This window comes from Variovorax sp. 160MFSha2.1 (genome assembly GCF_048305075.1).
GTDB lineage: Bacteria > Pseudomonadota > Gammaproteobacteria > Burkholderiales > Burkholderiaceae_C > Variovorax > Variovorax guangxiensis.
Genome location: NZ_CP157624.1, coordinates 744,169 through 770,875, shown reverse-complemented (window position 1 = coordinate 770,875; position 26,707 = coordinate 744,169). Strand labels below are relative to the sequence as shown.

Below are 26,707 nucleotides of genomic sequence, written 5' to 3'. Positions count from 1 at the left end.
TGCCGTCCGCGCCTCAATTCAGCTGCACCGAGCCGCCCTTGACGCGGTTCACGCCGGCGGAGCGACTCGACACGTAGCTGCCCTGGATCAGCACCTTGCCGGCGCGCGTCAGCGTGATGCTCGCCTTTCCGCAGCGCAGCACCATCTGGCTGCGCGCGCTGACCAGCAGGCGCTCACCGTCAGCGTCGACCTCCACCTGCGCCGGCGCCGCGACCAGCGCCTCTGGCCACCCCTTCGGCCCGCCGCACAACACGCCCATGACGATCGGCCTCGACGGATCGGCCCGCTCGAACATCAGCACCACGCCGCGCCCGATGTGCGCGCCGTGCAGGTCCACGACGCTGCGCGCGCGCAGGGCCGCTGTGCCCGGCTGGCCCTCGAAGACGACGAGCGGCGTTCCCCCGTCGTCGGCGAGGGCCGCGAGTTCGCCCGTGACGACGGCGTGCCACGGCTGTATGCCCGTGTCCGCCGCAAGTTGTGCCTCGATCAGATCTCTGCCGCTCATGGTCATCTCCGTAGTGAATCAGTTCTGCAGAATCTTCGAACCCTTCATCACGATGTCGCTGCTCGCCTTCGCGTTGATCTTCCCGGAGGCATCGATCGTGATGTCCTTGCCCTTGATCACGATGGTCCCGTCCTTCTTCATCGTGATGCTGGCGCTGCCCGTGGTGATCGAGACCGAGTCGCCAGCCGTGATGACGAGGTTCTTGCCCACGGAAAGCGAGTCGTCCTTGCTCACGCTGGTGGTCCGTCCCGAACTCACGCTTCGCGATTCATCTGCGCCCACGTTGGTCGACAGGTTCGCCCCAACATCCACCGACCGATTGGCCCCGATGCTGCTCGACTGATTCGCCCCCACGCTGATCGTCTGGCTCGCCCCCACCGTCACCGCCTGCATCGCCCCTACCGTGATCTCCTGCGCTGCCCCCACGGTGATGGTCTCGTTGATGCCCACCGTGTGCGTGCGCTGCAGCGCCACTGTGGCGCTCTCGCTCGCGCCCACCGTGATGGTGCGGTTCTGGCCGATGGAGATCGTCTCGTTCAGGTCCACCGTCTCGGTGCGGTTCTGGTGGATGGTGATGGTCTCGTTCTTGTCCACCGTCTCGGTGCGCTGGCCGTGCACGGTGATGGTCTCGTTGTTGTCGACCGTCTCGGTGCGGTCGTGCTTCACGTGCGTGGTCTCGTCGTGGTCGATGGTCTTGGCGCGGTCGTGGCCGACCCAGTGCGTCTCGTCGTTCTCGACCTCGATGTCCTGGTTCTTCTCGGCGTGCAGGTACACCTGCTCCGATCCCTTCTTGTCCTCGAAGCGGAATTCGTTGCAGTTGGCCGCGCTGCCCTTGGGCGTGGAGCGCGTGCGAAAGCCGCTCTGGGTGTGGGTTCCGAAGGGAATGGGCTGGTCGTCGTTGTAGACGCGGCCCACGATCAGCGGGCGGTCGGGGTCGCCGTTGAGGAAGTCGACGATCACCTCCTGGCCGATGCGCGGGCAGAAGTAGCCGCCCCATCCCTTGCCCGCCCAGGGCTGCGACACGCGCACCCAGCAGGTCGACTTCTCGTTGCTCTTGTCGTAGCGATCCCAGTGGAAGTGCACCTTCACGCGGCCGAAGTCGTCGGCGTGGATCTCCTCGCCCGAGGGGCCTACTACGATGGCCGATTGCGGGCCCGGCATGACCACGCGCGGTGTCAGCCGCGGCGGATGGAAAGGCATGTCGACCGGAAACACCGTCAACAGGAAAGCGCTTGCGCCCGGGCGGCTCGCATCGAGCGACGGCATCCGGGCGGCGACCGCCTCGAAGGCCGGCAAGGTGTCGGCCAGCACGGCGTCGTCGGCGAGAGCTTCTCTCAGAAGCCGTGTCGGCGGGGCCGGTGGCTCCTCGATGTCCGCGCCTTCGTAGCCCGGGTGGCTGGCGACGAAGGTGCAGGCGGCGATCACGTAGTCGCTGTCGCGCGTGCCGTCAGGGTCGTTCTCGAACTTGAAGCTGCGGCCTGCCGCCACGTCGGGCCAGGGCGTGAGCGCCCAGTGGCGCTGGCGGCGCGCGCCGATCTCCTCGCCGCGCAGCTTGCCCTTGTCGTCGGCATCGCCACCGTTGAAGTACCCACCCGCGAACTCGAAGGCCTCGAACTCGGCCAGCTCGTGCTTGTCGGGCGTGCCGCCGGCAGCCTCCAGCTTCTTCTTGATCGCCTTGAAGTCGCTGTCGGTCGATGCGTACTTGCCGGTGTCGAACTGCCGCTCGCTCACCCAGCGCGAGATCTCGTTGAAGCGCGCTTCGGCGGCGTCGCTCGACACGTAGCGCAGGGTGTCCGCGGCCGGCAGCTTGTCGTGCGCCATGTCGCTCGCGTCCGACATGTGCATGGTGCCCGGCGCATCGTGCGCGTCGAACCAGTAATAGATACCTTCGTCTTCCAACAGGCGCGATAGGAACTGATAGTCGCTTTCCTGGTGCTGCACGCAGTAGCGGCGCGGCTTGTGGGTGCCGACCACGTTGTCGGTGCGGGTCTTCTTGAAGCGCTTGATCGGGCTGTCCTCGAACACCGCATCGAGCACGTCGAGCACGGGCTTTTCCTGATGGATGCGCGAATTGCTGCGCTTGGTGAGCAGCCAGAACCACGAGCGCAGGGTGAAGCGGTATTCGAAGTAGCGCCCCGCATGGCCCGCGCGCACGAAGCGCACCGCGTGGCCCTGGCAGTGGCGTTCATGGCTGCCCCCATCTGCGTCCTCGAAGCCGATGACGACGTCGAAGGCGCGCCCCAGGATGTCCTTCGCATCGATGGCCTTGTTCTCCGACAGCACCGTGAGTTCGTATGTCGACGGGCGCGCCAGTGCCTCGTGCCCCACGATGCGCCAGAACATGAGCTCGTCCTTGACGGGCGAGTCGCTCTCGATGCGGAACTCCTGGTCTGCCATGAATGGCTACTCCCCTTGTTCTGTACGAGCGGCGCTCTTTCCGCGCCACCTAGGCATCTGCGATGCGCTCTACGGCGCCAGCAGCAACACCAGCGGCTGGCTCGGCACGGTGCGCACGCCCGGGCAATTGGTGCTGTTCTGCAGCGACACGCTGGTCAGCCGCGACGCAGGCATGCCCATCATCAGGACGGTGAAGGCCCCCGTGAGGTGCCGGCTCGGCCCCATCACCGTTCCCGAGGCCACGCCCAGCAGCACGCCGGAGTTGTCGCCGTTGGTCATCGGAATGGTGGTGCCGAGGTTGTGGGCCGGGCCGCCCATGATGAGGATCGTGGGGCAGTTCGGAATCGCCATGGGGCCCATGGCGATGTTCGGGTACGGCACCGGAATGGGCGACGGCGCGGCGGGCGTGATGCAGACATCGGGAAAGCCCATGTCCGTGCCCATCAGCTGGCAGTTGGCGAACATTTTTTCGTCTCCCCCGTCGCCTCAGCCGAAATGGATCTGCGCGCCGCGCGCCTTCACCAGCTCGCGGCCGTTGACCAGCGTGTGTTCGCCTTCGATCCGCATCAGCTGCTTTGCCTCGCACTCGACGTGCGTGGCCGCCACGCGGTCGATGCCGTCGGTGGTGCGCAGGTAGTGCCTGCTGAAATGCTGCACCCGGTCCATCACCGAGGAGAGCACCGAGCCCACGAGCTTGAGGCTGGTGCCGACCACGCTGAGCTGGCGGCCGACGACGTCGGCGGTGTCGGTGGCAATGCGCGTGCGCTGGGTGGCGACGTCGAGTTCTTCGGCAGCCAGTTCGATGCGTCCACCCTCGGCAGCGATGCGCATGCCGGTGCCGCCCTCGCAGCTCACGACGTTGGCCGTGCCTTCCTCGCGCTGCAGCACGGCCATGATCCAGACTTCATCGGGCGCGATGCGCAGGCAGGCCACGCTGTCGCCGGCCGCCGGCTCCAGCAGGCAGCTCGCCGCGCGGCGTGCGCGCAGCTTCAGCTCGCCGCTGGCGACCACCAGCCGGCCCTTTGCCCCGGAGCCGAGAATGCCTACGCACCATTCGCCGGGAATGGCCTTCGCGGCCTGCCTCTTCCTGCCGGTGCGCGCTTTCGTCAGCGTCGTCGTTTCGTTGTTCATGATGGCGGTCCCTCTGTGTTCGTCGTGTCAGGCGACCAGCGGCTGCCAGCGCTCCGATTCGGACAGCTCCGAGTCGGTCTCGAGCGCACGCGCGCGGTCGGTCATCTGGGCGTTTTCGGTGACGGCGGCATGCAGCACGGTGCGCACCATGGTGGCGCGGCGCAGGTCGGCCGTGGTGAGGTCGGCGTGGCGGAAGTCGGCGTAGGTCAGCTCGGCGCCGGTGAAGTTGGCGCCTTGTACTTTCGCGCCCGCGAAATGGGTCTGGTACAGGTCGCAGCCGGCAAAGTTGGCTTGCGGCAGGATGGCGCCAGTGAAAAGCGCCTGACGCAGCCTTGCGCAAGAGAAGTCTGCAGCCTTGCCGCTGGCCGCGCAGAAGATCGCCGACGGCGCGACGGCCTTCACGAACTTCGCGCCATCGAGCGTCGCGCCCTGGAAGTTGCACTGCTGCAGCGTGACGCCGCTGAAGTCGGCGCCGCTCAGGTCGGCGGACGAGAACTGGCAGCCGTTCAGCTCCAGCCCGGCGAACGACATGCCCTTGAGCGAGGTCTTGAAGAACACGTTGCGCAGCATGCGCGCGCCGGCCCACGTCAGGTGCGAGAGATCGCATTCGTTGACAGTGGTGTATTGCCAGCTGGTGTCGTCGGCGCAGACGTCGAGCAGTACCGACTGGCTGATCACCGCGGAGTCGAGCGGCACGCCGCGCAGCACGGCATGGTCCAGCCTGCAGCGAGTGACGGTGGCCATCGTCATCGCCGACTGCGCCATCTGCGCATGCGTCAGGTCGCACTCCGTGAACACGGCGCCGTGCAGGTTGGCCTCGCGCAGGTCCACGTGATCGAGCTTGCAGCGGTTGAAGACGGCCTTGCGGAGATTGGCGCCGGATGCGATGGCGCCGCGCAGGTCGCAGCAGTCGAATACGGCTTCGCGCAGATCGGTCCCCCGGAAATCCGCTTCGGCGAAATTGACTCGCGAGAAGATCCCGCCGCCGAGCGCAAGGCCTGCGTAGCGTCCCTTGTGCAGGTCGAGGCCTTCCAGCGCCTCGCCGACGCTGATTGCAATGGACAGGAGGTTCGGGCTCATGCCGCCGCCTGCTGTTCCGGGGTGAGCCGGGGCCAGGTGCGCGCCCGCCTGAGCAACGCCCCGTCGAAGTTCGTCGAACCGTCGAGCCGCACCCGTCCGAGGTCGGCACCGAAGAGATTGCTGCGCCGCAGGTCGGCCCCCCGCAGATCCGCCGACTGGAAGATCGCGTCGCTGAAGTTCACGCCCGACAGCAGCGCGTTCGAGCAGACGGCCTTGCGCATCAGGACGCCCTTGGCACTGGCGAGTCGCAGGTCCGCGCCTTCGAGCCGGGCTTCGCAGAGGTTGGCGCCATCGAGCACCGCACGGATCAGCCTGGCCTCCCGCGCATCGGAGGCACCGAAATTGAAGTTGCGCAGGTCGGCCTGGCTCATGTCCGCACCGGCCAGGCTGCTTCCCTTGACCGCCACGGTGCCGGCGCAGCGCGCCGCCATCAGCTTCGCGCCGTCGAGCTTGCTGGTCACGAAGGTCGCGTTCTCGATCTTCGCCGCATGCATGTCGACGCCCGAGAGGTCGGACTCGATGAAGTTGCAGACGGACAGGTTCGCCTCCGGCCACCGCATGCCCTTGAGGTCCAGCTTGTGGAAGACCTGCCCGCTCAGGTCTGCACCGGCCCAGTCGGCATCGCCCCATGTGGTCTGCAGCAGATTCGCCTTGGCGAATTTCGCGCGTCGCATCTGGGTGCCGGCGAACGCGCAGTACATGAGCGTCGCCCCGCTGAAGTCGGCGTCGTCGAAGACACCGCGAGCCAGCCGCGCCTTGCCGAGATTGGCCCTGGCGAATTTCGCGCCGATGGCGATCGCGCCTTCCAGGTTCGCATGCGCCAGCACCGCGCCCGTCAGGTTGGCGCCGGAGAGATTGGTATTGGCCAGGTTCGCGCTTTCCAGCCACGCGCCTTCCAGGTTCACCTCCCGAAGGTCGAGGCCCGAGAGATCGGCGCCGGTGAGATCGATGCCCGCGAAGAACTTGATGCCCGCCGCGCTGGCACGCGCCATCTCGCCGCGCAGCTTCGCGGCCTCGCGCGCCGGCATCGGGAAGGCTGGCGGCTGCATGTGCGCGGACTGCAGATAGCCGGCGCGATGCGCGTCCTCGATCTGGCACAGCTTCGGGTAGATCGGCGCCAGGTTGACAGGCCGCGTTCCCACGGCCGCCTGTGCCTGCATTTCCGCCATGTGCCTGTCGGGGTCGTACTTCGGCGGACCGCGGTGCTGCAGTTTGGCGAGATCGATCTTCTGCTCCTGCGACATCGCCAGCGCCCGCTCGACGACCGTGACCGCATCCTCGACCGCCGCCCACCGCTGGGCCTCGGCCTCCTTCATCTTCTTCTCCAGGTAGGGCGGAAGCTCGTCGCCGACCGGAACCTTCTCCCGCGGCGGCATGCGGATTCCCAGCGCATCCGGGTCCTTGCCCATGGCGATGGCCTTCTCGCGCGCGAACACCACATCCATCTCGGCGCGACGCCGCTGGGCTTCGCCCTGCAGGCCCTCGGTTCCGAAGGGCGCCTTCGCGGCCTCCACGTCCGGATCGGCGGTGCTCACGCCTTCCGGGAGCAGGTCGCTGTCGACGATGGCATAGATCGGGCCCAGCTTCGGGTCGGCCCGCTTCGCTGCGGCGTCGAGGTAGTGCGCGTCGGAGCGGATTTCTCCGATGCGCTCGACAGCGCCCATGAGGCTGACCACGTCGGAGCCGTCGTCGGTGCCGACCTCGGCTAGCCCCTGGAAGATCGCGATGCAGCGTTCGGCATGCGGGAAGAACCACACGGTGGTCAGCCGCAGCGGCACCTCCCGCACCTTGGGCTCGCCCACGGCCATCCTGTAGCCGACGAACACGCGCGCCCGCATGCCCGGCAGGCGGCCTTCGATCAGGCGCTTGTGCGGGTGCATGTTCTCGAATGAGAACGGCTCGTCGCCGGTGAGCGCCGCGCCCATCCACTGGTCGGGCGGCGCCAGGTTGAAGTAGCGCCAGTCGGTGTCGGGCGCGAACCCCGGCGCATGCTGCTTCAGGTAGTCGGCGTCGTAGGTGCCGCGGTATTGCACGCGCTGCGGGTGCATCACGTCCAGCGCCCCCATGCCGGCCGGCGCGATGGCCTGGTCGGGGCGCAGCAGGCGGTCATGGGGCAGTTCGATGTTCGGCAGCCATGCCACGCCATCGATCTTCTGCCTGCCCCGCCCGCCTGGGTTGAGGGGAAAGTCCGCGCCGCCGTAGGCCCTGGACCAGTCCAGCGGCATCTCCGGGAAAGGCCGGGCCTTGCTCGGGTTAGAGCCATCCCAGTAGCGGTCCCCGAGCACCAGCAGGGTTTTCTCCTGCGTGCCGAACCGGGCCCGCACGGCGCAACCGTCAGTGCGGTCCGGCGGCGGGAAGGCCTTGCCATGCACCAGGAACTCCGGCGTGAGCTTGGCCACGCCCTCGTCGATAAGGGGTTGCGCCATTTCCTTCCCGAGGAAGGACCACATCGACTGCTCCGCCCAAAGCGTTCCGCGCTCGCCCTGTGCGAACGGCAGGTGCAGGCAGGCGCTGATGCTGAGCCCGAAGCGCTTGCGGAATTCGATGGGGCGCGTCGACAGGCCGAGCGCCTGGGGTTTGAGGACTTGCATGGTCGCTTGGCGCCGATCCCTATTCCCAGTCGTCGTTAGGCGGCACCCCTCCGTCCAGCGGATCGGATGACGGCGGCGGTGGCGGCGGCGGAGGAGGCGGCGGCGGCGGCGGCGGCGGCGGCGGCGGCGGCGGCGGCGGCGGCGGCGGCGGCGGTGGTGGTGGTGGCGGCGGTGGTGGCGGCGGCCGCGGCGCAGGGGCGGCGCCGGGGGCGTCGGGCTCCACTCCTGTGTCGGCTCCGCGGGCGCGCCCACCCCGGGCGCCGGAGGCGGCGCGGGTGGAGCCGGCGGAGGCGGGGGCGGTGCGGCGGAACCGTCCGCATTGACCGATTCGTCAGCCGCCAGGCGTTCGCCGCCTGTGCCGACACCGGCGGCGCCCAAGGCGCCGACGATCAGTTCGCCGCCAGCGATGGCGACAGCACCGATCACCGGAATGCTGCCGATCACACCTTCCATGCGACGGTTGCGCGTGATCGCACCGAGAGAGCGCAAGCGGCCAGCAAGCCCGGGCAGGTGCGCGGCATCGGCTTCATTGGCGGCGTTGTCCAGCGCATTGGCGGCGTCCGCGTACTGCTTCAGCGTCGCGGCAATATCCGCGTCCGCGCTGGCCAGGCCCGCGACTGCTCCCAGCGCACCGGCGATAGCCGCGCCGCCCGCGCCACCGGCACCCGCGCCCGGCGTGAAGGTATGCAGCGCAGCCTGCTCCACGTCGATCGGAAACGCCTGGATCTCCGGCGCAACACCGGACGACAGCTTGACACCCAGCGCGGTATCGATCGCCACGCCCCCGAAGTTGGAGATGGCAATGGCCAGCGCGTTGTCGATGCTCATGCCCATGAAGGTCGAGCGCGCTATGCCCAGGTTGGCTTCGCTGTTGGTGCCGATGTAGCCGCTGGTGTTCGGCCCCAGGATGGTCGTGTTGGAGCCGACCGAGGTCGCGTCGATGCTGCCCACCGCCATCATCTCGATGCCGGTGTTGCTCATCAGCTTGATCTTGTTGGCCATCAGGTGCAGCGGCCCGGTAGGCACCGTGATGTACTTCGAACTCGACCCCGTCACCATCCAATCGATGTGCCCGGCCTCGAAGCTCATCTTCGCGGCCTTGTAGGTGACGTTGCCGCTGACGGTGATGGTCTGGTTGCCGATCACGTTGCGGGTCTCGCCCGCGCGCGAGGTGTCGGTGCGCGCACCGGTCACGTCGCTCAGGCTGGTGCCGGTCACCATGGTCTTGTCGTTGCTGTCGACAAAAGTGGTGCGGTCGCCCACCACCTGGTTGTTCTGCTTCCCCTTGACCGTGTTCTTCTGGTCCACCACCACCATGTTGGTGTCGTTGCGCGTCACCGTGCTCTTGCGGTCGCGGTCCACGTGGTTGGTCTGGTCGCGCTTGACGGTCACGCTCTGGTCGCGGTCGATGGTGGTGGAGTCGTCGCGCTCCACGCTGCGGCTCATGTCGAGTTCGGCGTGGATGTTGATCTTTTCCTCGCCCTTCTTGTCCTCGAACATGATCTCGTTGTAGTTCGAAGAGCCGCCGCCGGGCGTGGAGCGGGTCTTGAAGCCGCTCTGCGTCGGCGACTTGTAGGGAATGGGCTGGTCGTCGTTGTAGACGCGGCCCATGATGATGGGCCGGTCGGGGTCGCCGTTGAGGAAGTCGACGATCACCTCCTGGCCGATGCGCGGAATGAAGTAGCCGCCCCAGCCCTTGCCGCCCCAGGGCTGCGACACGCGGATCCAGCAGGTCGACTTCTCGTTGCTCTCGTCGTAGCGATCCCAGTGGAAGTGCACCTTCACGCGGCCGTGGTCATCCACGTGCAGCTCGTCGCCCTTGGGGCCGACGACGATGGCGGTCTGCGGGCCCGGCATGGTCACGCGTGGCGTGAGGCGGGGCGTGCGGAACAGGCGCTCGACCGGCATCACGGTGAGCAGGAAGATGCTGCTGCCGGTCTGCGCGGCCGAGAGCGCGGGCGTGGCCGCGATGATCTCTTCGAGCACCGGCAGCGTGTCGGCGTTCACCGCGTCGTCGCGCAGCACGTCGGCCAGCGCGGCATGCACGGGCTGCGCCAGGGTGTTGCCGCTGACGCCCTCGTAGCCGCGATGGCTGGCGACGAAGGTGCAGGCCGCGATCACGTAGTCGCCGTTGCGCGTGCCGTCGGGGTCGCCTTCGTACTTGAAGCCGCGCCCGGCCGTGACGTCGGGCCACGGCGTCACGGCCCAGTGGCGGTCGCGGCGCGCGTTGAGCTCGTCGCCGCGCAGCTTGGCGCGGGTCTCGGCGTCGTCGCCGCTGAAGTAACCGCCAGGAAACTCGAAGAGCTCCAGGCTCGCGAGCTCGTGGTCGTCCGACGCATCGATGTCGGCGCCCAGCTTCTTCTTGATGGCCTTGAAGTCGCTGTCGCGCGAGGCGTGCTTGCCGGTGTCGAACTGGCGTCCGCTCACCCAGCGCGAGATCTCGTTGAAGCGCGGTTCGGCGGCGTTGACGGCCATGTGGCGCAGGGTGTCGGCCGCCGGCAGCTTCTCGTGCGCCATGTCGCTGGCGTCCGAAAGATGCATGGTGCCGGGCGCGTCGTGCGCGTCGAACCAGTAGTAGATGCCCTCGTCCTCCAGCAGGCGCGATAGAAAGCTGTAGTCGCTTTCCTGGTGCTGCACGCAGTAGCGGCGAGGGTTGTGCGTGCCGACCACGTTGTCGGCCTTGGTCTTCTTGAAGCGCTTGATGGGGCTGTCCTCGAACACCGCGTCGAGCACTTCGAGCACCTTCTTCTCCTGCAGGATGCGGGAGTTGGCGCGCTTGGTGAGCAGCCAGAACCACGAGCGCAGCGTGATGCGGTATTCGTAGTGCCGCCCCATGTGGCCCGCGCGCACGAAGCGCACCGCATGGCCCTGGCAGTGGCGCTCGTGCGTTGCGCCATCGGCGTCCTTGAATCCGATCACCACGTCGAAGGCATGCCCGAGGATGTCCTTGGCGTCGATGGCCTTGTTCGTCGAGATCACCGTGAGCTCGTAGGCCGACGGGCGCGCCAGCGCCTCGTGCCCCACGATGCGCCAGAACATCAGGTCGTCCTTGGCGGGTGAATCGCTCTCGATGCGGAACTCGTTGTCGGCCATCTTTTTCTCTTGGGGTGGAGGCTTGTCAGTCGAAGGCGTAGGTGAAGTCCGCGTCCTTCACGTCCAGCGCGACCCGGCGGATCTCGCCGCCCGAGGCCAGCCGCTGCAGGTACTCGACCGAGATCGTCGGCAGCACGGTGTTGGTGAGGATCGCGTCGATCACGCGCCCGCCCGACTCCGGGTCCTGGCAGCGCGCGACCACCTGGTCGACCACCGCGTCGCTGTACTCGAAAGGCACGCCGTGGTTGGTTTCCACGCGCTTCTTGATGCGGCCCAGCTGCAGCCGCACGATCTTCTTCATCATCTCGGGCGACAGCGGGTAGTAGGGAATGGTGACGATGCGGCCCAGCAGCGCGGGCGGGAACACCTTCATCAGCGGCGCCTTCAGCGCATCGGCCAGCGCGTTGGGGTCGGGCAGCAGCTCGGGGTCGCGGCACATGCTCATCACCAGCTCGCTGCCTGCATTGGTGGTCAACAGGATGATGGTGTTCTTGAAGTCGATCATCCGGCCCTCGCCGTCTTCCATCCAGCCCTTGTCGAAGACCTGGAAGAAGATCTCGTGCACGTCGGGGTGGGCCTTCTCCACCTCGTCGAGCAGCACCACGCTGTACGGGCGGCGACGCACCGCCTCGGTCAGGATGCCGCCCTCGCCGTACCCCACGTAGCCCGGAGGCGCGCCCTTGAGCGTGGAGACGGTGTGCGCCTCCTGGAACTCGCTCATGTTGATGGTGATGATGTTCTGCTCGCCGCCGTACAGCGCCTCGGCCAGCGCGAGCGCGGTCTCGGTCTTGCCCACGCCGGAGGTGCCGCACAGCATGAACACGCCGATGGGCTTCTGCGGGTTGTCCAGACGCGCGCGCGAGGTCTGGATGCGCCGCGCGATCATCTCCAGGCCGTGCTTCTGTCCGATCACGCGCTGGTTGAGCGTGTCGGCGAGCTTGAGCACCGCCTCCACCTCGTTCTTGACCATGCGGCCGACGGGAATGCCAGTCCAGTCGGCGACCACCGAGGCCACGGCCTGCTCGTCGACCGAAGGAAGGATCAGCGGCGACTCGCCCTGCACCGCATGGATCTTCGCCTGCAGCTCGTGCAGTTCGGCGAGCAGCGCGGCACGGTCGGGTGCGGCTTCGGCGGCGGCGGCAGGTGCGGTCGCATCGGCATTGGCGGCAGCGGGCGTATCCACCGGCTTGTTGCCCGCGCGCAGCTTGCTTCGCAGCTCCAGCAGCCGGTCGACCAGCCCCTTCTCTTCCTGCCAGCGCGCGTTGAGCGCATCGAGCTGCACCTTCGACTCGGCCAGCAGCGCGGCCACCTGCGCGGCGCGCCTGGTCACGTCGATGCCGATGGCCTCTTCGCGCCCGATGATCTCCTGCTCCACCGTCAGCCCCTCGATGCGACGCATGCAGTCCTCCACCTCGGGCGGCGTCGCGTGCTGCGACACGGCCACGCGCGCGCAGGCGGTGTCGAGCAGGCTCACGGCCTTGTCGGGAAGCTGGCGCGCGGGAATGTAGCGGTGGCTCAGCTTCACCGCAGCTTCGATGGCCTCGTCGAGCAGTTGCACGCGGTGGTGCTTCTCGAGCACGCTGGCCACGCCGCGCAGCATCAGGATGGCCTTGGTCTCGTCCGGCTCCGGCACCTGCACCACCTGGAAGCGGCGGGTGAGCGCCGGGTCTTTCTCGATGTATTTCTTGTACTCGGCCCAGGTGGTGGCGCCGATGGTGCGCAGGTTGCCGCGCGCCAGTGCAGGCTTCAGCAGGTTGGCCGCATCGCCGGTGCCGGCCGCGCCGCCCGCGCCCACCAGCGTGTGGATCTCGTCGATGAAGAGGATGATGGGCGTGGGCGAGCTCTGCACCTCGTCGATCACCTGGCGCAGGCGCTGCTCGAACTCGCCCTTCATGCTCGCGCCGGCCTGCAGCAGGCCGATGTCCAGCGTGAGCAGCTTCACGTCCTTCAGCTGCGGCGGCACGTCGCCGCGCGCCAGGCGCTGCGCGAAGCCTTCGACCACGGCCGTCTTGCCGACACCGGCCTCGCCGGTGAGCAGCGGGTTGTTCTGGCGGCGGCGCATGAGGATGTCGACGATCTGGCGGATCTCCTCGTCGCGGCCCGTCACCGGGTCCATCTCGCCCTTCTTGGCCTTCTCGGTGAGGTCGACCGCGAACTTCTTCAGCGCGTCGCCCTTGCCCATGGCGGCCGGCGCCATCGCGCCGGAGTCCTCGCCCGGCGCGCCGCTGCCCATGCCGGTGCCATCCTGCGCGCGCATCTGCGCCTCGGGCGAGGCATCGCAGATCTTCGCGAAGTTGTCGGCCAGGTCCTCGACCTTCACTTTCTCGAACTGCTTCGACAGGCCGAACAGAGGGTTGCGCAGGCTCTGCGTCTTCAGCATGCCCACCAGCAGGTAGCCGGTGCGCACCTGCGCCTCGCCGAACTGCAGCGTGGCGTAGGTCCACGCACGCTCGATGGCGTTCTCGATGTGCGGCGAGAAGTCGCTGATGGCGGTGGCGCCGCGCGGCAGGCGGTCGAGCGCGGTGGTCATGTCCTTGGCGATGACCGACACGTCGAGGCCGTAGTGCTGGATCACGCGGTGCAGGTCGGAGTCCTGCGCCTGCAGCAGCTGCGCGAACCAGTGCTCCAGCTCCACGTACGGATTGCCCCGCATCTTGCAGAACACGGTGGCGCCTTCGATGGCCTTGTAGGCCAGCGAGTTGAGCTTGCCGAAAAGGGCGGTGCGGCTGATTTCACTCATGAGGGACTCCGTATCTCTTCTGAACGAATGAAGGTGGGCTTGTTGAAAGACTGGCTGCCGATGCGCACGTCGGCCGCGTCGCGCGAGCGCGGGCGCTGGCCGAGCCACGACACCCAGCCGAGGCGGGGCGCGCTGCCCTTCGCGTCGCCAAGTCGCGTGAGCGGCACCTGCGCCTTCTCGAGCACGAGTTCTGCGTCCCACTCGAGCTCGTCGCCGAGCAGCTGCTGCATCCAGCGCTGCAGCACGGGGCGGGCATCGCCGATGGGCAGGAACATGCGGTACTGCTCGAGCGTGAGCGGGCCTAGATGCAGGCGCACGCGGTGCTGGCGGTCCCACGCCCGGGTGCCGAGCATGGCGCCCATGCCCATCGATCGCGAACTCTCTCCCTGCCCCAGCCGCGTGAGTTCGCCGGCGGGCAGGCTCATCCAGTGGCCGACCCAGCGCTCCAGCCTCACCGGCACGCCGAAGTAGCAGCACAGCACCGACTCCACGCTCTCCACGTTGTGCACGCGGCGCGCGAGCCAGCCCGAGAAGTGCAGCCGTGCGTCGTCATGGATCTCGTCGCGCTCCACGCGGCCCGGTGCGCCGATGCCCACCAGCGCGCCGATCTGCAGGCGGAAGCGGTCCTCGCCCGGCCGGTCCAGCGCCACGGCCGGACGCGACTGCGCCCACGCGCGGTAGAAGTGCAGCGAGAAGCGGTGCGAAAAACTGTCGAGAAAGGCCAGCCATGTCGGGTCGCCATGGTTCAGGCTGCGCTCGCGGATGAAGTCGCTCAGGTGCACCGGCAGCGGCCCGTTGGGACCGATGTAGCCGAAGAACTGCTGGCGCAGGCGCGGCGGCGAATGCGCGGTGGCGGGCTCGAAGCGGCTGAAGCTCGCGGGCGCGAACGAGAGCGACGGCTCCTGCCCCACGCGCACCGGCTCGGCGCCGGGCAGCAGCGCGCGGCCCCAGCGCGGCGTGGTCTTCGCGACCGACTCCAGCCGGCGCATCACCGCGAAGTAGTCGAAGGCCCAGGGCTCGGCCGACCAGCCGCGCAGCGCGGCGTCGACGCGGGTCTGCACGGTGCCCGTGCCGGTCACAGGATCTGCCGCGTCCCGCACACGGGCCTCCAGCGCATGGTCTCGCCCTTGCCCGCGATGCGCAGCACGGTCTCGACGAAATGGTTCACCTCCACGTGGCGCGAGAGAAAGCGCGCCAGCACCGCACCGAAGAGGAAACTGCTGTGCCCGTGGAAGGCGTCCTTGTCGACTTCGAGCGTCACCTCCAGTCCGCGGCCGAAGGCGATGGGCCCCTTCAGCGGTAGGCGGCGCGCCACCGGCTTGCACTTCACCGAAAGCAGCCCGCGCACCTGGCCCTGGCGCATCTCGTCGGCATGCACCGCGTAGAGCATCAGTGTCTCGCGCAGCGCGGCCGCGCCCTGCTCCGGCGTGCTGTCGGACAGCGACAGGTAGTTGAGCGCAAGGTGGTCGACCACGCGCCAGCCCAGCCCCTGGCTCACCACCGGCGACACCGGCCGCGAGGGGCCGCGCACCATGCGCACGCGCTGCACGGGGAATGAATCGACGCAGTCGAAGTCGTTCTCGCGGCCCAGCGGCATCAAGAGGGGCAGGTCGCGGTTGGTGCACAGCGCGGTCACCGCCAGCTGCCGCAGCGTGGCCGCGTACGGCGCCTGCTGCGGATCGACGATCTGCATGTAGACCTCGGAGCCGATGTGGCTGCTGCGGTTGCCCTCGGTGCGCTGGCGCACCGACAGCATGCGCGGCTCGCGCGTGGTCGTGAAGTAGGCCGGATGGCTCATCCGGCTGCCGTGGAAGGCCGAGTAGAAGGGCCGGAACGGCTGCTCGGCCGCCGCCGCATCGGCGCCCGGCGTGCCGTGGCCGATGACCTCGGTCACGGTGTGCACCTCGAAGTCCTGCGGCCGCGTGCGGTCGGGCACCAGGTGGAACTGGCTCACGCCCTCGTTCAGCGGCACGCGGTCGAGCCGCTTGCTGAAGAGGTTCACCGCGGGCACGCAGTGCAGCAGCACGTTGTCCGCGCTCACGAGTTTTTCGAGGGCCGCGTCGCCGCGCGAGAACAGCAGCACGATCTCGACCTCGCCCACCGGCATCTGGGCCAGCAGCGCCTTGAGCCCGCCGATGCGCACGAACTGGAAGCGCTGGGGAAAGGCGAAGTACTCCTGCAGCAGCCTGAAGCCCGAGAAGCCGGTGGCGGTGACGGGCAGCAGCGCCTCGTCGTCCTCGAAGCCGACCGCGCCGATGGCGCTCGGCGGCAGGCTGCGCGGCGTGCCCTGCAGGCCGCCGCCCGGCCCCAGCGGCCGCACCAGCACGCCGATGGGCTGGCCCAGCGCGCATTCGTGCAGCTGCCAGGCCACGTCTTCCGCGCCGCCGAAGTGCAGCACGAGATCGTCGAGCGCGATCTGGCTGAAGTCCAGCCCGGCCGTGGCGCGCAGCACGATGCGCAGGCCGCCGCGGATCGCGCGCGACTGCGGATGCGTGTTCAGCGGCAGGTCTGGCGCGTAGGTGAAGTACTGCGCGCGCTGCACCTCGATGGGCCAGATGCGCAATGCGCTGGCTGTGCGGAACTCGCAGTGCGTGTTCTGCCCCACCGCCTGCCGCGCGCGCAGGCCGCTGCCGCGCGGCAGGCTCGGGCCGGTGGCGAGGTTGGCGTCGTCGGGATCCGGCGCGAACGACACCACCACCATCGCCGGCGTCGGCGCGAGGAAGTGCGGATAGACGATGTCGAGCAGGTGCCCGGTGAAGCGCGGATATTCGGCGTCGAGCTTCAGGCCCACGCGCGCCGAGAGGAATGCGGTGGCCTCGATGAGCCGCTCCACGTACGGATCGGCGACCTCCTGGCCTTCGATGCCAAGTCGATGCGCAATCTTTGGAAATGCGCGTGCGAACTCTGAAGAGCTTTCGCGGAAGTAGCGCAGTTCCTGTTCGTACAGACTCAGCAGCCTGGGGTCCATGGCGGACTCATCTCGGGTTTTGCGCCATGTCCACTATCTCGATGCGACCTTCTTCCAGGTCTACGCGGCTTCGCATCAGGAACTCCAGCGGCACGGGCTGCGCCCACAGCATGCCGCGGATCTGCAGGCCGATGCTGTTGTGCGAGTCAAGTGCCGGGCCCTCCATGATGAGTTCGACTTCGAGTGTTCGGGACAGGATGCGTGGCTCGAACTGCAGGATTGCGTTCTTCAAAGCCTGTTCCATGCTGACACGCTGCACCGACGAGGTGAACTGGCCAGACAGCATAGGCAATCCGTAGTTGATGACCGAACGCGCCGCGTTGGGGTACTGCCTGTCGTCCATCGAGAGGCCGTAGCCGGTGGCGTTGAAGAGCCAGCCCAGGTCGCGCAGCACGGCCTGGCGCAGCGCCTGCTTGGTCAGCGTGCGCTTGTCGTCGCTCTCGCGCTTCTCGTCGGGCGCGTTGTCGACGAGGCGGTCGAGCAGCGAGGGCTGCAGCCGCTCCTGCGCGGTGAGCTCAGCCATCGACGGCACCTTCGGCCGGCGCCTGCGCCTCGGCTTCGGCCTGCGTGAAGAGGATCTCGCGCACGTCCATCAGCGCGTACTCATTGCCGTCGCTGCTGCTGAGCACGCGCTGGCCGAAGCCCGCCCAGACCTCCGGGCGCAGCTCGCGCCACTCGGTCTTGCGCGCCAGGCGCAGCTCGCCGTCTTCCTGCTTCTCGGTGCCTTCGTAGCGCGTGGGAATGAGCGCGAGCGTCTCGCCGCCGTTCTCGAACTGCAGGTGCGCGGGCATCCATACGCAGTCGCGCAGGTCCTCGGGCGGTTCGATCTTGATGTGCGCGAGGCGCGCGTACGGAATCCAGTAGTACTTGCCGTTGACGAAGGCCTCGAGCACAGGGCCCAGCCGCATGTCGGCGTCGGAGAGCCATTCGAAGGGCTTGCCGTCGACGGTGCCGCCGATGGCGGGCGCGCCGTCGAAGGCGCGCTGGCGCAGGTCTTCCGCCAGCTCGCTCTCGCCGCGGCCCTGGCGCAGCAGCGACTCGATGAGCAGCGCCAGCCATTCGTCGGGCTGGCCGAAGATCATCGGCGTGCGCGTGCCGGCGAACACTTCGGCGCGCAGGCCCTCGCAGCGCACGGCCTCGCCGTAGACCTGCTTCATGGGCACGGCCAGCGCGTCGAGCTCGGCGGCCACGGTGAGCTGGTTGAGCGCGCGCTCCCACTGCCCCAGCACGCACAGCAGCTGCGCCATGAACACGCGGTGCTTGCTGTCGGAAGGCCTGGCGCGCACGTCGTCGCTCAGGGCCTTGAGGGCTGCAGCGGGGTCGGCGGCCTTGAGGAATTCGGCGGCGGTGGTCATGGTGTGCGGCTCCTTGTGGCTGGACTGAGTGCGCGGCTCATGCGCGCGTGAACTGGCATTCGCGCACCGCGCCGCGCAGGCCGGTGGTCTTCTGCGGCGCCGAGCGCACCTTCACCGTGCGGTAGCTGATGGAGATCAGCTCCGAGGGCACGCCCCAGTGGCCGCCCGAGCTCAGCACCAGCCGGCAGATGCGCGCGTTCTCCAGCACCAGCTCGAAGGTCGACTGCGCATCGGGCGAGCGCTCGTCGCCGCCGGACTTGAAGGCGCTGATCATCACCTTCAGGTCTTTCTCCTGCGCGCGTAGCAGGCTGGCGATGGTGGCGGTGGCGGCGTCGCTGCGGCGCGCGACGATCAGGTTGTTGGGCACCACCTGGTTCTGGCTGGAAGACTCGGGCACCTGCACCGACCAGTAGTAGCCGCCGATGTTCAGCCGCGCCTTGCCGTCGTCGAAGCTGCGCTCCAGCTCGCCTTCGACCGGCGCGCCCTTGTTCTCGATCAGCATGACCAGGTCGGTCTCGGACGAGCCGGTGCCGATCAGTTCGTAGAACTGGCGGGCGTCTTCAGGGCTCCAGGAGCCGTCGTCTAGGAATGCCATTTCTCACCTCCGGAAATCGATGGAACAGGAACAAAAAAAAAGAAAAAGGGAAACTGGAACCGTCATGGCCTGGCCCCCGCGTCCGCCGTGCCGCTCCTGCGCAGCAGGGCCGTGAACACCTGGCGCTCGGCGCTCTCGGCCGGCGGCTGTCCGCCGCGCACGCGCACTTCCGACACGTCGGCCTGCGCATAGCCCACGCCGAAGAGGCGCGGCGCGCTGTAGGGCGTGGCGGGCACGGCCATGACCAGCAGGCGCGCGTCGCCCGCCGCATCGAGCCAGGGCAGGTCGAAGCGCTTCACCGAGGGCTGCTCGGGCGTGCCCCGCTTGAAGCGGTTGGTTTCGCCGGACTCGTCGGGATAGACCGGCTGCAGGTTGCCTCGAGCATCGATGCCCGCGATGACGAGGTCGAGCGAACGGCCGCTGGTGTTGCGCACGTTCAGGCGCACCCGCTCGCCGGCGCGCGTCGCGGGCAGCCCGTTGGCGGCCTGGGAAACGGGCACGCTGCGCAGCATGCGCTCGCCGCTCCACACCTCCAGCGCAGCGTCGAAGCCGTCGAGCTGGCCGTCCTTGCCGTAGCCCTGCAGTTGAGAGAGCCACTTCAGCTGCGCCAATGCCTGCAGGCGGCGGCGCAGCGCGGCGGTGTCGGGCAGCACCACGGTGGAGACGTTCGCGCCGAAGAGCGGAGCGAGCAGTTCGAGGCGCTGGCCCGAGGCGCCGAGATCGGTCCAACGCACATCGGCCGTGGCCGCATCGTCCGCCGCCCTGATCGCGGCCGGGTAGTCGAGGCTCAGGCCAATTGGCAGCGGCTTGTCGGCGCGCACGCGCAAGGCGGTGGCGGCCGGCTCCGCCATCGGCGTGACGCTCCAGAAGGCGCTGCCCGGCACGTCCTTCAGCGCTGCCGGCACGGCCAGCCATGCGTTGCCGAGCTTGATCTGCGACACGGCGGCCGGCGCGCCGCGCACGGTGCCGTCGTCCAGCGTGGCGAGCACGCGCAGCTCCTGCTGCTGCGCGAGTCCGTCGAGCAGGCCCGCCTTGATGGCCAGGCTGTCGCCACTGCGCTGCGCGCGCCACACGGGGCGCGTGGATGCGGGAGCGCCGCTGTTGGCGAACAGCGGCGCATCGAGGTTGCCTTCGGCCACCGGGGACGGCAGCTCGCGTGTCGGGAAACGCTGGGCAAGTTCGTCGATGACGGGCGGGTACAGCGCGAGCACGCCATCGAACAATTCCCGCCAGGTGGCGGGTTTTCGCGAAAGGGCTTCGACCATCGCCCATGTCAGCAGGCCCTGCGGCCTCGCGTTTCGCGCCTTGCGCGGCAGCCGCAGCTCGGGCGTGATCTGGTGGCTTTCCGATGCGAAGAAGGCGACGTAGCGGGCACGCGGAACGGCTTCGGCCGGCGCGGGTGGCGCCGGCTGCCGGGCGGGCGGCGCGCCGCCCGTGAGCTGCGTGGCGCGCAGTCCGCGCCAGCGCACCTCGTCGTCGGGCGGGCCTTCGGCGGTGGCGGGTGCGTCCGCCGTGCCGCGCGTCATGGAGTTGGCGGAGCAGGTGTCGAACACCGAGGCCACGAACACGTTCTTCGCGAGGAAGGACTGGATCCACGCATCGAAATCCACGTCGCGCAGGTCGCCCGCGAGCGCGTTGTCGCTGCCCAGCGTGCCGCGCACGTCGCGCGCGAGGAAGTTCTCCGAGAGCCCGTCGGGCTCCTGGTAGCGCTTGACGATGTCGCGCAGCCGAGTGCCGTGGCCCGAGAAATACAGCAGCACGAAGTCGCCGCTCCTCGACTGCGCGAGCAGCTTCGCCAGCGCCTCGTGGATGGCCTGCGACTCGGGCAGCGCCGCGCCGCTCACGCCGTCGGCGAGCACGGCGATGTCGGGCGCGGCAAAGCCCTGCCTGAGCAGCGCATCGCGCATCAGCATCACGTCGTTGCGCGGCGCCTGCAGCCACAGCGCCTGCGGCTGGTTGACGAGTTCGGATACGCCGACAAGCAGCGCGCGTTGCGTGGCGAGGGCAAGGCTGCAGCAGGCCAGCAGCCACAGCACCAGCAGCACCTGAAGAAAGCGCAGCTGCGTGAGGCCCCTGCCCTTGGGCCGCAGGTGCGGATACAGGCGGGCGGCATGCGCGGTCATGGCCGCTGCTCGCTGGCCGGCCCGGCCGATTCCACCAGCGGCGAGGCCGCGAGCATCGCCAGCGCCTCGACGGGCTCCGGCACGCGCAAGCGCCACGCGCCATCCCCGCCCGGCCCGCCCACCACGTCGGCCGAGATCGACTGCAGCAGCCTGTCGGCCTCGTCCATGCGCACGCCGGGCTTCCAGCGCACGACGAAGTCTGCGCGCGTGGGCGCCGGTGCGGTGGGCACGGCGCGGAAGCGCACTTCGTCGTCCTCGGGCGCGCCGCGGCCGCCGATGAGCCCGACGTTCTGGACCACCACGACCAGCGCCAGCACGGCAAAGGCCGGGCGCGCCCAGCCTTCGGCGCCGAACCAGCGGCGGATGCTGCCCCACCAGCCGCCCTCGGGGCCGGGCTGCGGCCGCGCGCGCGATGGAGATGAAGAAAGAGAAGAAGAAGAAGAAGAAGAAGGGGCAGCCTCGTCGCTCTGCGGCCGCGTCAGCGCGGCGCCGAGTTCCAGGCCCACGTCGCGGTACAGATCCTGGTAGTCGGTGCGCGGGTCTTCCGGCCCGAGCGGCGTGCCCGACAGCACCGAGAAGACGCCGCCGCCCACGCCGCGCAGCGCGATGCGCCCGGGCTGCGGCGCGATGGCCAACGCGGTGCGCGCGGCCCACTCGTCGTGCACCGCGCGGATGGCCGCGAGCCGCGTGGCGGAGACTTCGCCCAGCACGCGCGCGCAGAGCTGCGGGCTGGGTTCGAGCGTGAGCACGTTCCACGTCTGGACGACACCGAACATCGGCTCGAAGGGCTCGTCCTCGGGCTCGAGCAGCACGTCGAATGCACCGGCCCAGTCGGCCTCGCCGACGGCCATCCACCCCTGCCAGAGGTCGTCGTGGATGCAGCGGTCGAGCAGCACGCCGAGCAGCCGCCCGCTGTAGACCACGCTGACGAGGCGGCCCGGCGCCCAGCGGGCCGGGAAGGCTCGCTGGGCGACAGCCTCGCGGCGCCGGGCCAATTCGGTGAGAGGCATCAACAGGTCGGACGCGGCAACGACGAGCGTGGCCGGCGTTCCTGGCGGTGATCCGGGCATGGCCACGGTGGCCGTGCCGGGCTCGCCTTCGGGCCCGGTGTCCGGCATCGCGGCCGCGCCGGTCGTTTCCAGCGCGTGGCGTATCACGCTGAGCGGGGGCCAGAGGTCGTGGGTCATGGCGTCTGTTCCTGAATGGCTATGTCTTCAGGCGTAAGACGCTTCAGCACCGAGGATTTTGAAAACCTGCAGGATCGCCGCCATGTTGTCGGGCTCGATGGCGATGCCCAGCGTCTGCTGGAGCCAGCCGCCGAGCCGCGTCCTGGCGTAGTCCGCCGTGAGGCCTTCGCGCTTGTGCACCAAGCCCAGCCGGCCCGCGCGGTAGTGGTAGGAAGCGATGGCGTGGCGCGAGGCGATGCCCGAGAGCCCGCCTTCGGCCTCCTTGCCGAAGCCCTCGCACAGCAGCAGGCGCTCGGGCTCGGGCAGCCCCGCGATGAACTCGCGCGCGGCCTGCTGCACCGCCTGCATGCTCAGGCCGTGCTCGGCCAGGCAGCCTTCGAGGTCCTCGTCGGCGCCGATCTCGTCTTCCAGCTGCGCCTCGGTGATCTGGTCGCCGATGGAGAGCTTGCGGCGGAAGGAACTGGCGCGCGTGCAGTCGATGAGATAGCGGCGGAAATACGCGCACAGCGCGAAGGCAGTGGACGGTGCGCTGTGGCCCGCGCGTTCGTCGGCCTCGTCGGGGTCGGCGTCGAGCCGCAGCACCTTCACGTAGATGAACTGCGCCACCAGCTCCTGCCGGCCCTCGCCCAGCACCTGCAGCTCGGGCGGATTGCAGGCCACCAGCGCGTCGCCGACGATGCGGTACATGGCGCCCATCTCGCCCGGGGACAGCGTCTGGCGCCGTCGCCAAAGGCGAACGAGTTCACTGCTTTCCGCGGACGACAGCGTCTCGATCATTGGCTCACCCCCAGGCTGCGCGCACTTCGTGTCGCTTCGCCCCCCCCTTGCAGGGGGCAACACCGGCGGCCCGGCAAAGCCGGTTCCGCGGTGTTCCCCGAACGGGCCCCGCTTCGCGGGCCGGCGGGATGGCCATGGGCCCGGGGTCTCGCATCTCTCGATCCTTCAGTCGTCGACGCAGGTGCCCTCCGAAGGCACCAGGCATTGCGGCAGGTTCGCGCCCACCGGACCGCCGCGCGTGCGGATGGCCGAGGACGTGGCCGCCTGCGCCACGGCGAGGCCGCGCGGCAGCAAGATCCAGAGCTGGCCGCGCTCCTTCATGCGGCGCGCGTTGGTCGCGGCCTGCTGGCCGTTGCCGAAGAAGTAGTCGGCCCGCACCGCGCCACGGATGGCGCCGCCGGTGTCCTGCGCGATGGTCAGGCGCTGCATCGGCGCACCGCTGCCGGGCGTGCGCGTGGAAACGAACACCGGGTAGCCCAGCGGCGTGCTGCGCGGATCGACCGCAATGGAGCGCCCCGCCGACAGCGGCACGCCGAAGGCGCCCACCGGTCCGCCCACCGGCGATGGCGACTCCTTGAAGAACACGTAGCTCGGGTCCTTGATGCCCGAGCCCGTCACCGCGCCACCCGTCGGCCGCCGACCCGGCACCACCACCGGGCCGCTGGCCACCGGTCGTGCCAGCGTGAAGCCACGCGTGCGGATGGTGCCGTTGGTCACGGCCCCGGTGTCGCTGTCGTCGTCGTCGCCGTCGTCCAGCTGCAGTTCGATGGACGAGCCGCGCACCTTCACCGGACTGCGCGGCTTGCCGTTGGCGGCCTGCGCCAGCGTCGGACGGAAGGGCTGGCCGTTCTGCTCGGCGTAGGCCACGCGCACGATGTCGCCGTTGGCCATGCGGATGCGGCCCGAGCCCTGGATCTGCATCTCGTACAGCGCGGTGGCGCTGCTCACGAACGCAAGCACCTTGGCGTTGGGCGCGCCCTTGGTCTCGATCTCTTCGCGCGTGTAGTACGGCAGCAGCTGCTTGCCCTCGACGCGCAGGCGCACCTTGCGGTCGAGCGTGTCGCGCGAGATGCCCGAAAGGTCCAGCGCATAGAGGCCCGGCGCGCCCATGTCGCGCGTGCTCAGGCCCGTCTGCACCACCACGTTGCGGCCTTCCACGCGGGCCGCCACCGTGCCGTTGCCCGGCGGCAGCTTGCGCGCGTCGGCAAAGAGCATGTCTTCTGGCTGGCCGTACACCGGATAGATGAAGGGTGCGCCGTACTGGCGCGCGCCCGCGATCTCGGGTTCGAAGTAGCCGGTGACCACGCCGTCGGGGCGGCGGTCGTCGTCGCGGATCTGGTAGGCCGAGAACTCGCCCTCGAAGAAGCCCCGGATCGCGTTGTTGTTCTTGCTGTCGACCTTCAGCGCGCGGTCGCACACCGACTTCCATTCGGCGCCGCGGCCATTGAGCACCTTGCAGCTGCCGAGAAAGGCAGGCCAGCTCTCCGAGAAATCGTCGCGCGACCAGCCCGGCACCGAGTCGAAGCTCACCGATGTGTAGGTGGCCAGCTGCGTCGAGAAAGTGCGGGCCTGGCCGGCCACGCTGGCGCCGGTGGGCGCCGGGCGCGAGGCGGCGGTGCTGCTCGCGCTGGTGTCGGCCGTGGCTGCTCCGGTGTCCGTGGCAGCCGGCGGCGGCGTGGTGCAGCCTGCCAGCACGGCGATGGCGGCGCCGGTTGCGAGAGCGCTCCAGCCGGTCTCCGGCCTTCTGCGTGCCTGGAGTTGCTGCTTCTGCTGCGGTTGCGATGCGGTCATCATGAAAGCCTCCTTGTCCTGAGAGTCACGGCCCGTAGGCCGACGCTCTGCAGACGATTACTTCTCGACGATTTTGAAATTGCCGACGCCGTAGACGTCGTTGCACGGGGTGTTGGGCGCGCACACCGGCTTGCCCAGGAGAGGCGACGGACCGGTGCCGCGCGTGGCCTCCAGCGCGGCCAGCACGGGCAGCGGGAACACCGGGAACACGCCGTCGTTCTGCACGCCGGCGGCGCTGAAGTCGCGCTCGTGCTCGCTCACCAGCACCGCGAACTGGTCGGTGCCGGCCGGCCCGCCCGCGTCCATCGGCCACGAGGCGCGCGGCAGCGAGAGCGTGCCGCCCGCGGTGATCTTGTTGTACTTGTCCAGCAGGTTCGGGAAGAGCAGGAACATCTCGCCGCCGCTGGACAGCAGGAACACGTAGACGAACCCCTCCCGCTTGCTGCGGACCTCGAAGGCGAGCCGGTCCTTGCCGATGGCGACCTCGGCTTTCTTAGGCGTGGCCGTCACGTCGAAGCCTGGCGTCGCGCCGGTGGCGAGCGACTGCAGCGACTCGGCCGGCGTGCGCGGCGCGGGAGGGGGAGGAGGTGGTGGTGGAGGCGGCGGGGGCGGTGGGGCCTCGGCGACCTTGGTGTCGGGCGGCGGAGCCGGCGTGGTGCTGACGACCTGCTTCTCGTCTGCACCGCCGCGCCCCTGGAACCACCACCAGCCACCACCGGCCGCTGCCGCGAGCACGGCGATGGAAGCGAGGGCGACGGCGGTCTTGTTGCTGCCGCCACTTCCTGCCCCCTTGTTGCCCGTCGGAGCGGGCGCGGGCGCAGGCGCCTTCGCACCGCCGCCTGCCTTGCCTGCGATGACCGTGGCGGCGTCCGCATTCGTGCCCATCGACGTGCGCGCGCCGGACGACGAAGGCGGCTGCGTGCGCGGCACCGGCGCGATGCTGTGCCCCACTTCCAGGTCGAGCGCCGAGCGCAGTTCCGCCATCGACTGCGGCCGCTGCTCGGGCCGCACGCCCAGCCCCGCGTCGATCGCCTCCAGCAGCCGCGGGCTGTAGCGCTTGCGCAGGATCTCGTTGCCCGCGAGCGGCACATAGCTGTCGGACAGCAGCCGCGCCACCGAAGGCGGCGGCGCGCGGCCGCACACCGCCACGTGCATCACCGCCGCGAGCGCGTACACGTCGGTCCACGCGCCCTGCGACATGTCGGGCATCTCGGCGTACTGCTCGATCGGCGCGTAGCCGGGCTTCAGGATGACCGTGATCGCCTGCGTCTTGTCGGTGATCACGCGGCGCGCGGCGCCGAAGTCCAGCACCACCGGGCGGCCCGAGCCTTCGAGCAGGATGATGTTGTCGGGGGCGATGTCGCGGTGATAGCAGTTGGCGTTGTGCATCACAGCCAGCGCCTGGGTCACGCCGTCCATGATGCGGATCAGCCAGGACTCGTCCACGCCGGCGGGGATCGACACCAGGGCCTCACGCAGCGTCTCGCCACGGTAGAAGGGCATGACCATGTAGGTGGTGCCCTTTTCCTGCCAGAAGCGGTAGACCTTGAGTAACGACGGGTGGTCGAACTGGGCGAGCAGGCGGGCTTCGTTGATGAAGCTGCGCATGCCGAGGTCGAAGGTTTCGCGGTGCTTCTCCGACAGCGGGATGACCGTGCCGTCCTGCTGCCTCGCCGAGAGCGATGTCGGCAGGTACTCCTTGATCGCCACCACGCGCTCCAGCGTGTGGTCCCAGGCTTCGTAGACGACTCCGAAGCCGCCCTGGCCTATGACTCTTGTGATCTCGAATTCTGCGAGGCGGCTGCCTACGGGGAGGAGGCCGGCTTCCGTTGCGCCGGTGGCGGGGCTTGTTACGGGGTTTGTGCCGGACATGCTCGTGGGGGCACCTGCCGTGATTACCGTGGCGGAGGTGTCGCCTGTCGTCGTGGGCTGCGATGGCGGAGTTGACTTGGGGACTACGCGGGTGCGGTCGTCTTCGTTGGAGTCGGTCATTGACTGGCTCCTTTTTGGGTTGTGCTTGGGGTTTGTTTCCCGGGGCCGGGTCTCGGCCCGGCGGCCGACTCACTTTCTTTTGCTTCGCCAAAAGAAAGTAAGCAAAGAAAAGGCGACCCCACTGTCTGCGACCCCTTCGCTGCGCTACGGGGCAACCTGCGGTGCTCGCGTTTCGCGGGGTCTCGCCCAAACTCGCTTCGCTCAGACAAGGGCGAGCCCTGATCCGCGAAACGCTGCGCTCCTCGGCGCAGCCAGAGGGGATTGGGGACACGCGGACCATCGCTGCGCTCGGCTGCGGGTGCCCAGCAGGCGCTTTGCGCCTGCTGGGCTTGGAATGGGCCGTTGGGGTTGCTCAGGCCATGGGAACGAAAGGCACCGCCGA

General features: G+C 69.0%; 17 protein-coding genes. All 17 read right to left on the bottom strand.

All coding sequences use genetic code 11. The annotated features are described in order from the left end of the window. Window positions 1-13: 13 nt before the first annotated feature. Window positions 14-505 carry a DUF6484 domain-containing protein gene (locus ABL838_RS03335; RefSeq protein WP_184639910.1) on the bottom strand — a complete coding sequence of 164 codons (492 nt, stop codon included), beginning with the start codon at window positions 503-505 and terminating at the stop codon, window positions 14-16. 18 nt (window positions 506-523) lie between these two features. Then, the gene (locus ABL838_RS03330) at window positions 524-2,902 is read right to left on the bottom strand and encodes a type VI secretion system Vgr family protein (RefSeq protein WP_418118971.1); all 2,379 of its coding nucleotides are present in this window, start codon (window positions 2,900-2,902) and stop codon (window positions 524-526) included. Between the two features lie 69 nt (window positions 2,903-2,971). Beyond that, entirely contained in the window at window positions 2,972-3,367 is a 396-nt protein-coding gene (locus tag ABL838_RS03325) for a DUF4150 domain-containing protein (RefSeq protein ID WP_126025731.1), read from the bottom strand. Window positions 3,368-3,388: 21 nt separating this feature from the next. Continuing rightward, on the bottom strand, window positions 3,389-4,033 hold the full coding sequence (locus tag ABL838_RS03320; RefSeq protein WP_418124134.1) for a DUF3540 domain-containing protein: 645 nt from the start codon (window positions 4,031-4,033) through the stop codon (window positions 3,389-3,391). A 27-nt stretch (window positions 4,034-4,060) separates the two neighbouring features. Then, window positions 4,061-5,113, bottom strand: coding sequence for a pentapeptide repeat-containing protein (locus ABL838_RS03315; RefSeq protein WP_418124132.1), 1,053 nt, complete (start codon window positions 5,111-5,113; stop codon window positions 4,061-4,063). Continuing rightward, the gene (tssI, locus tag ABL838_RS03310; protein ID WP_418124130.1) at window positions 5,110-10,797 is read right to left on the bottom strand and encodes a type VI secretion system tip protein TssI/VgrG; all 5,688 of its coding nucleotides are present in this window, start codon (window positions 10,795-10,797) and stop codon (window positions 5,110-5,112) included. The genes ABL838_RS03315 and tssI overlap by 4 nt, the downstream gene beginning before the upstream one ends. A 25-nt stretch (window positions 10,798-10,822) precedes the next feature. Then, on the bottom strand, window positions 10,823-13,537 hold the full coding sequence (gene tssH / locus ABL838_RS03305; protein ID WP_418118966.1) for a type VI secretion system ATPase TssH: 2,715 nt from the start codon (window positions 13,535-13,537) through the stop codon (window positions 10,823-10,825). Continuing rightward, on the bottom strand, window positions 13,534-14,637 hold the full coding sequence (tssG, locus tag ABL838_RS03300; protein WP_418124128.1) for a type VI secretion system baseplate subunit TssG: 1,104 nt from the start codon (window positions 14,635-14,637) through the stop codon (window positions 13,534-13,536). The genes tssH and tssG overlap by 4 nt, the downstream gene beginning before the upstream one ends. Continuing rightward, a complete protein-coding gene (tssF, locus tag ABL838_RS03295; RefSeq protein WP_418124127.1) occupies window positions 14,613-16,505 on the bottom strand; it encodes a type VI secretion system baseplate subunit TssF in 1,893 nt (630 codons plus the stop codon). The genes tssG and tssF overlap by 25 nt, the downstream gene beginning before the upstream one ends. A 7-nt stretch (window positions 16,506-16,512) precedes the next feature. After that, window positions 16,513-17,028: a type VI secretion system baseplate subunit TssE gene (gene tssE / locus ABL838_RS03290; RefSeq protein ID WP_126025725.1), complete on the bottom strand. Its 516-nt coding sequence runs from the start codon at window positions 17,026-17,028 to the stop codon at window positions 16,513-16,515. Then, window positions 17,021-17,860 (bottom strand): type VI secretion system accessory protein TagJ, encoded by an 840-nt coding sequence (locus tag ABL838_RS03285; protein WP_418124125.1) that lies wholly within the window; start codon window positions 17,858-17,860, stop codon window positions 17,021-17,023. The genes tssE and ABL838_RS03285 overlap by 8 nt, the downstream gene beginning before the upstream one ends. A gap of 37 nt (window positions 17,861-17,897) precedes the next feature. Then, window positions 17,898-18,455 (bottom strand): type VI secretion system tube protein Hcp, encoded by a 558-nt coding sequence (locus ABL838_RS03280; protein ID WP_126025723.1) that lies wholly within the window; start codon window positions 18,453-18,455, stop codon window positions 17,898-17,900. Between the two features lie 62 nt (window positions 18,456-18,517). Beyond that, window positions 18,518-20,578 (bottom strand): caspase family protein, encoded by a 2,061-nt coding sequence (locus ABL838_RS03275; protein ID WP_418124123.1) that lies wholly within the window; start codon window positions 20,576-20,578, stop codon window positions 18,518-18,520. Next, complete coding sequence (locus ABL838_RS03270) at window positions 20,575-21,765, bottom strand: hypothetical protein (protein ID WP_418124121.1); 1,191 nt, start codon at window positions 21,763-21,765, stop codon at window positions 20,575-20,577. Before ABL838_RS03270 ends, ABL838_RS03275 begins: the two co-directional genes overlap by 4 nt. A gap of 27 nt (window positions 21,766-21,792) precedes the next feature. After that, the gene (locus ABL838_RS03265) at window positions 21,793-22,542 is read right to left on the bottom strand and encodes a hypothetical protein (protein ID WP_126025720.1); all 750 of its coding nucleotides are present in this window, start codon (window positions 22,540-22,542) and stop codon (window positions 21,793-21,795) included. Between the two features lie 165 nt (window positions 22,543-22,707). Continuing rightward, window positions 22,708-24,336: a murein transglycosylase A gene (locus ABL838_RS03260; protein ID WP_418124119.1), complete on the bottom strand. Its 1,629-nt coding sequence runs from the start codon at window positions 24,334-24,336 to the stop codon at window positions 22,708-22,710. Window positions 24,337-24,390: 54 nt separating this feature from the next. Beyond that, entirely contained in the window at window positions 24,391-26,325 is a 1,935-nt protein-coding gene (locus tag ABL838_RS03255; protein WP_418124118.1) for a protein kinase domain-containing protein, read from the bottom strand. Between the last annotated feature and the right edge of the window lie 382 nt (window positions 26,326-26,707).

Coding starts and splice junctions, on each gene's coding strand:
- ABL838_RS03335 (WP_184639910.1), bottom strand. CDS start 505: ATGAGCGGCAGAGATCTGATCGAGGCACAACTTGCGGCGGACACGGGC.
- ABL838_RS03330 (WP_418118971.1), bottom strand. CDS start 2,902: ATGGCAGACCAGGAGTTCCGCATCGAGAGCGACTCGCCCGTCAAGGAC.
- ABL838_RS03325 (WP_126025731.1), bottom strand. CDS start 3,367: ATGTTCGCCAACTGCCAGCTGATGGGCACGGACATGGGCTTTCCCGAT.
- ABL838_RS03320 (WP_418124134.1), bottom strand. CDS start 4,033: ATGAACAACGAAACGACGACGCTGACGAAAGCGCGCACCGGCAGGAAG.
- ABL838_RS03315 (WP_418124132.1), bottom strand. CDS start 5,113: ATGAGCCCGAACCTCCTGTCCATTGCAATCAGCGTCGGCGAGGCGCTG.
- tssI (WP_418124130.1), bottom strand. CDS start 10,797: ATGGCCGACAACGAGTTCCGCATCGAGAGCGATTCACCCGCCAAGGAC.
- tssH (WP_418118966.1), bottom strand. CDS start 13,537: ATGAGTGAAATCAGCCGCACCGCCCTTTTCGGCAAGCTCAACTCGCTG.
- tssF (WP_418124127.1), bottom strand. CDS start 16,505: ATGGACCCCAGGCTGCTGAGTCTGTACGAACAGGAACTGCGCTACTTC.
- tssE (WP_126025725.1), bottom strand. CDS start 17,028: ATGGCTGAGCTCACCGCGCAGGAGCGGCTGCAGCCCTCGCTGCTCGAC.
- ABL838_RS03285 (WP_418124125.1), bottom strand. CDS start 17,860: ATGACCACCGCCGCCGAATTCCTCAAGGCCGCCGACCCCGCTGCAGCC.
- ABL838_RS03280 (WP_126025723.1), bottom strand. CDS start 18,455: ATGGCATTCCTAGACGACGGCTCCTGGAGCCCTGAAGACGCCCGCCAG.
- ABL838_RS03275 (WP_418124123.1), bottom strand. CDS start 20,578: ATGACCGCGCATGCCGCCCGCCTGTATCCGCACCTGCGGCCCAAGGGC.
- ABL838_RS03270 (WP_418124121.1), bottom strand. CDS start 21,765: ATGACCCACGACCTCTGGCCCCCGCTCAGCGTGATACGCCACGCGCTG.
- ABL838_RS03265 (WP_126025720.1), bottom strand. CDS start 22,542: ATGATCGAGACGCTGTCGTCCGCGGAAAGCAGTGAACTCGTTCGCCTT.
- ABL838_RS03260 (WP_418124119.1), bottom strand. CDS start 24,336: ATGATGACCGCATCGCAACCGCAGCAGAAGCAGCAACTCCAGGCACGC.
- ABL838_RS03255 (WP_418124118.1), bottom strand. CDS start 26,325: ATGACCGACTCCAACGAAGACGACCGCACCCGCGTAGTCCCCAAGTCA.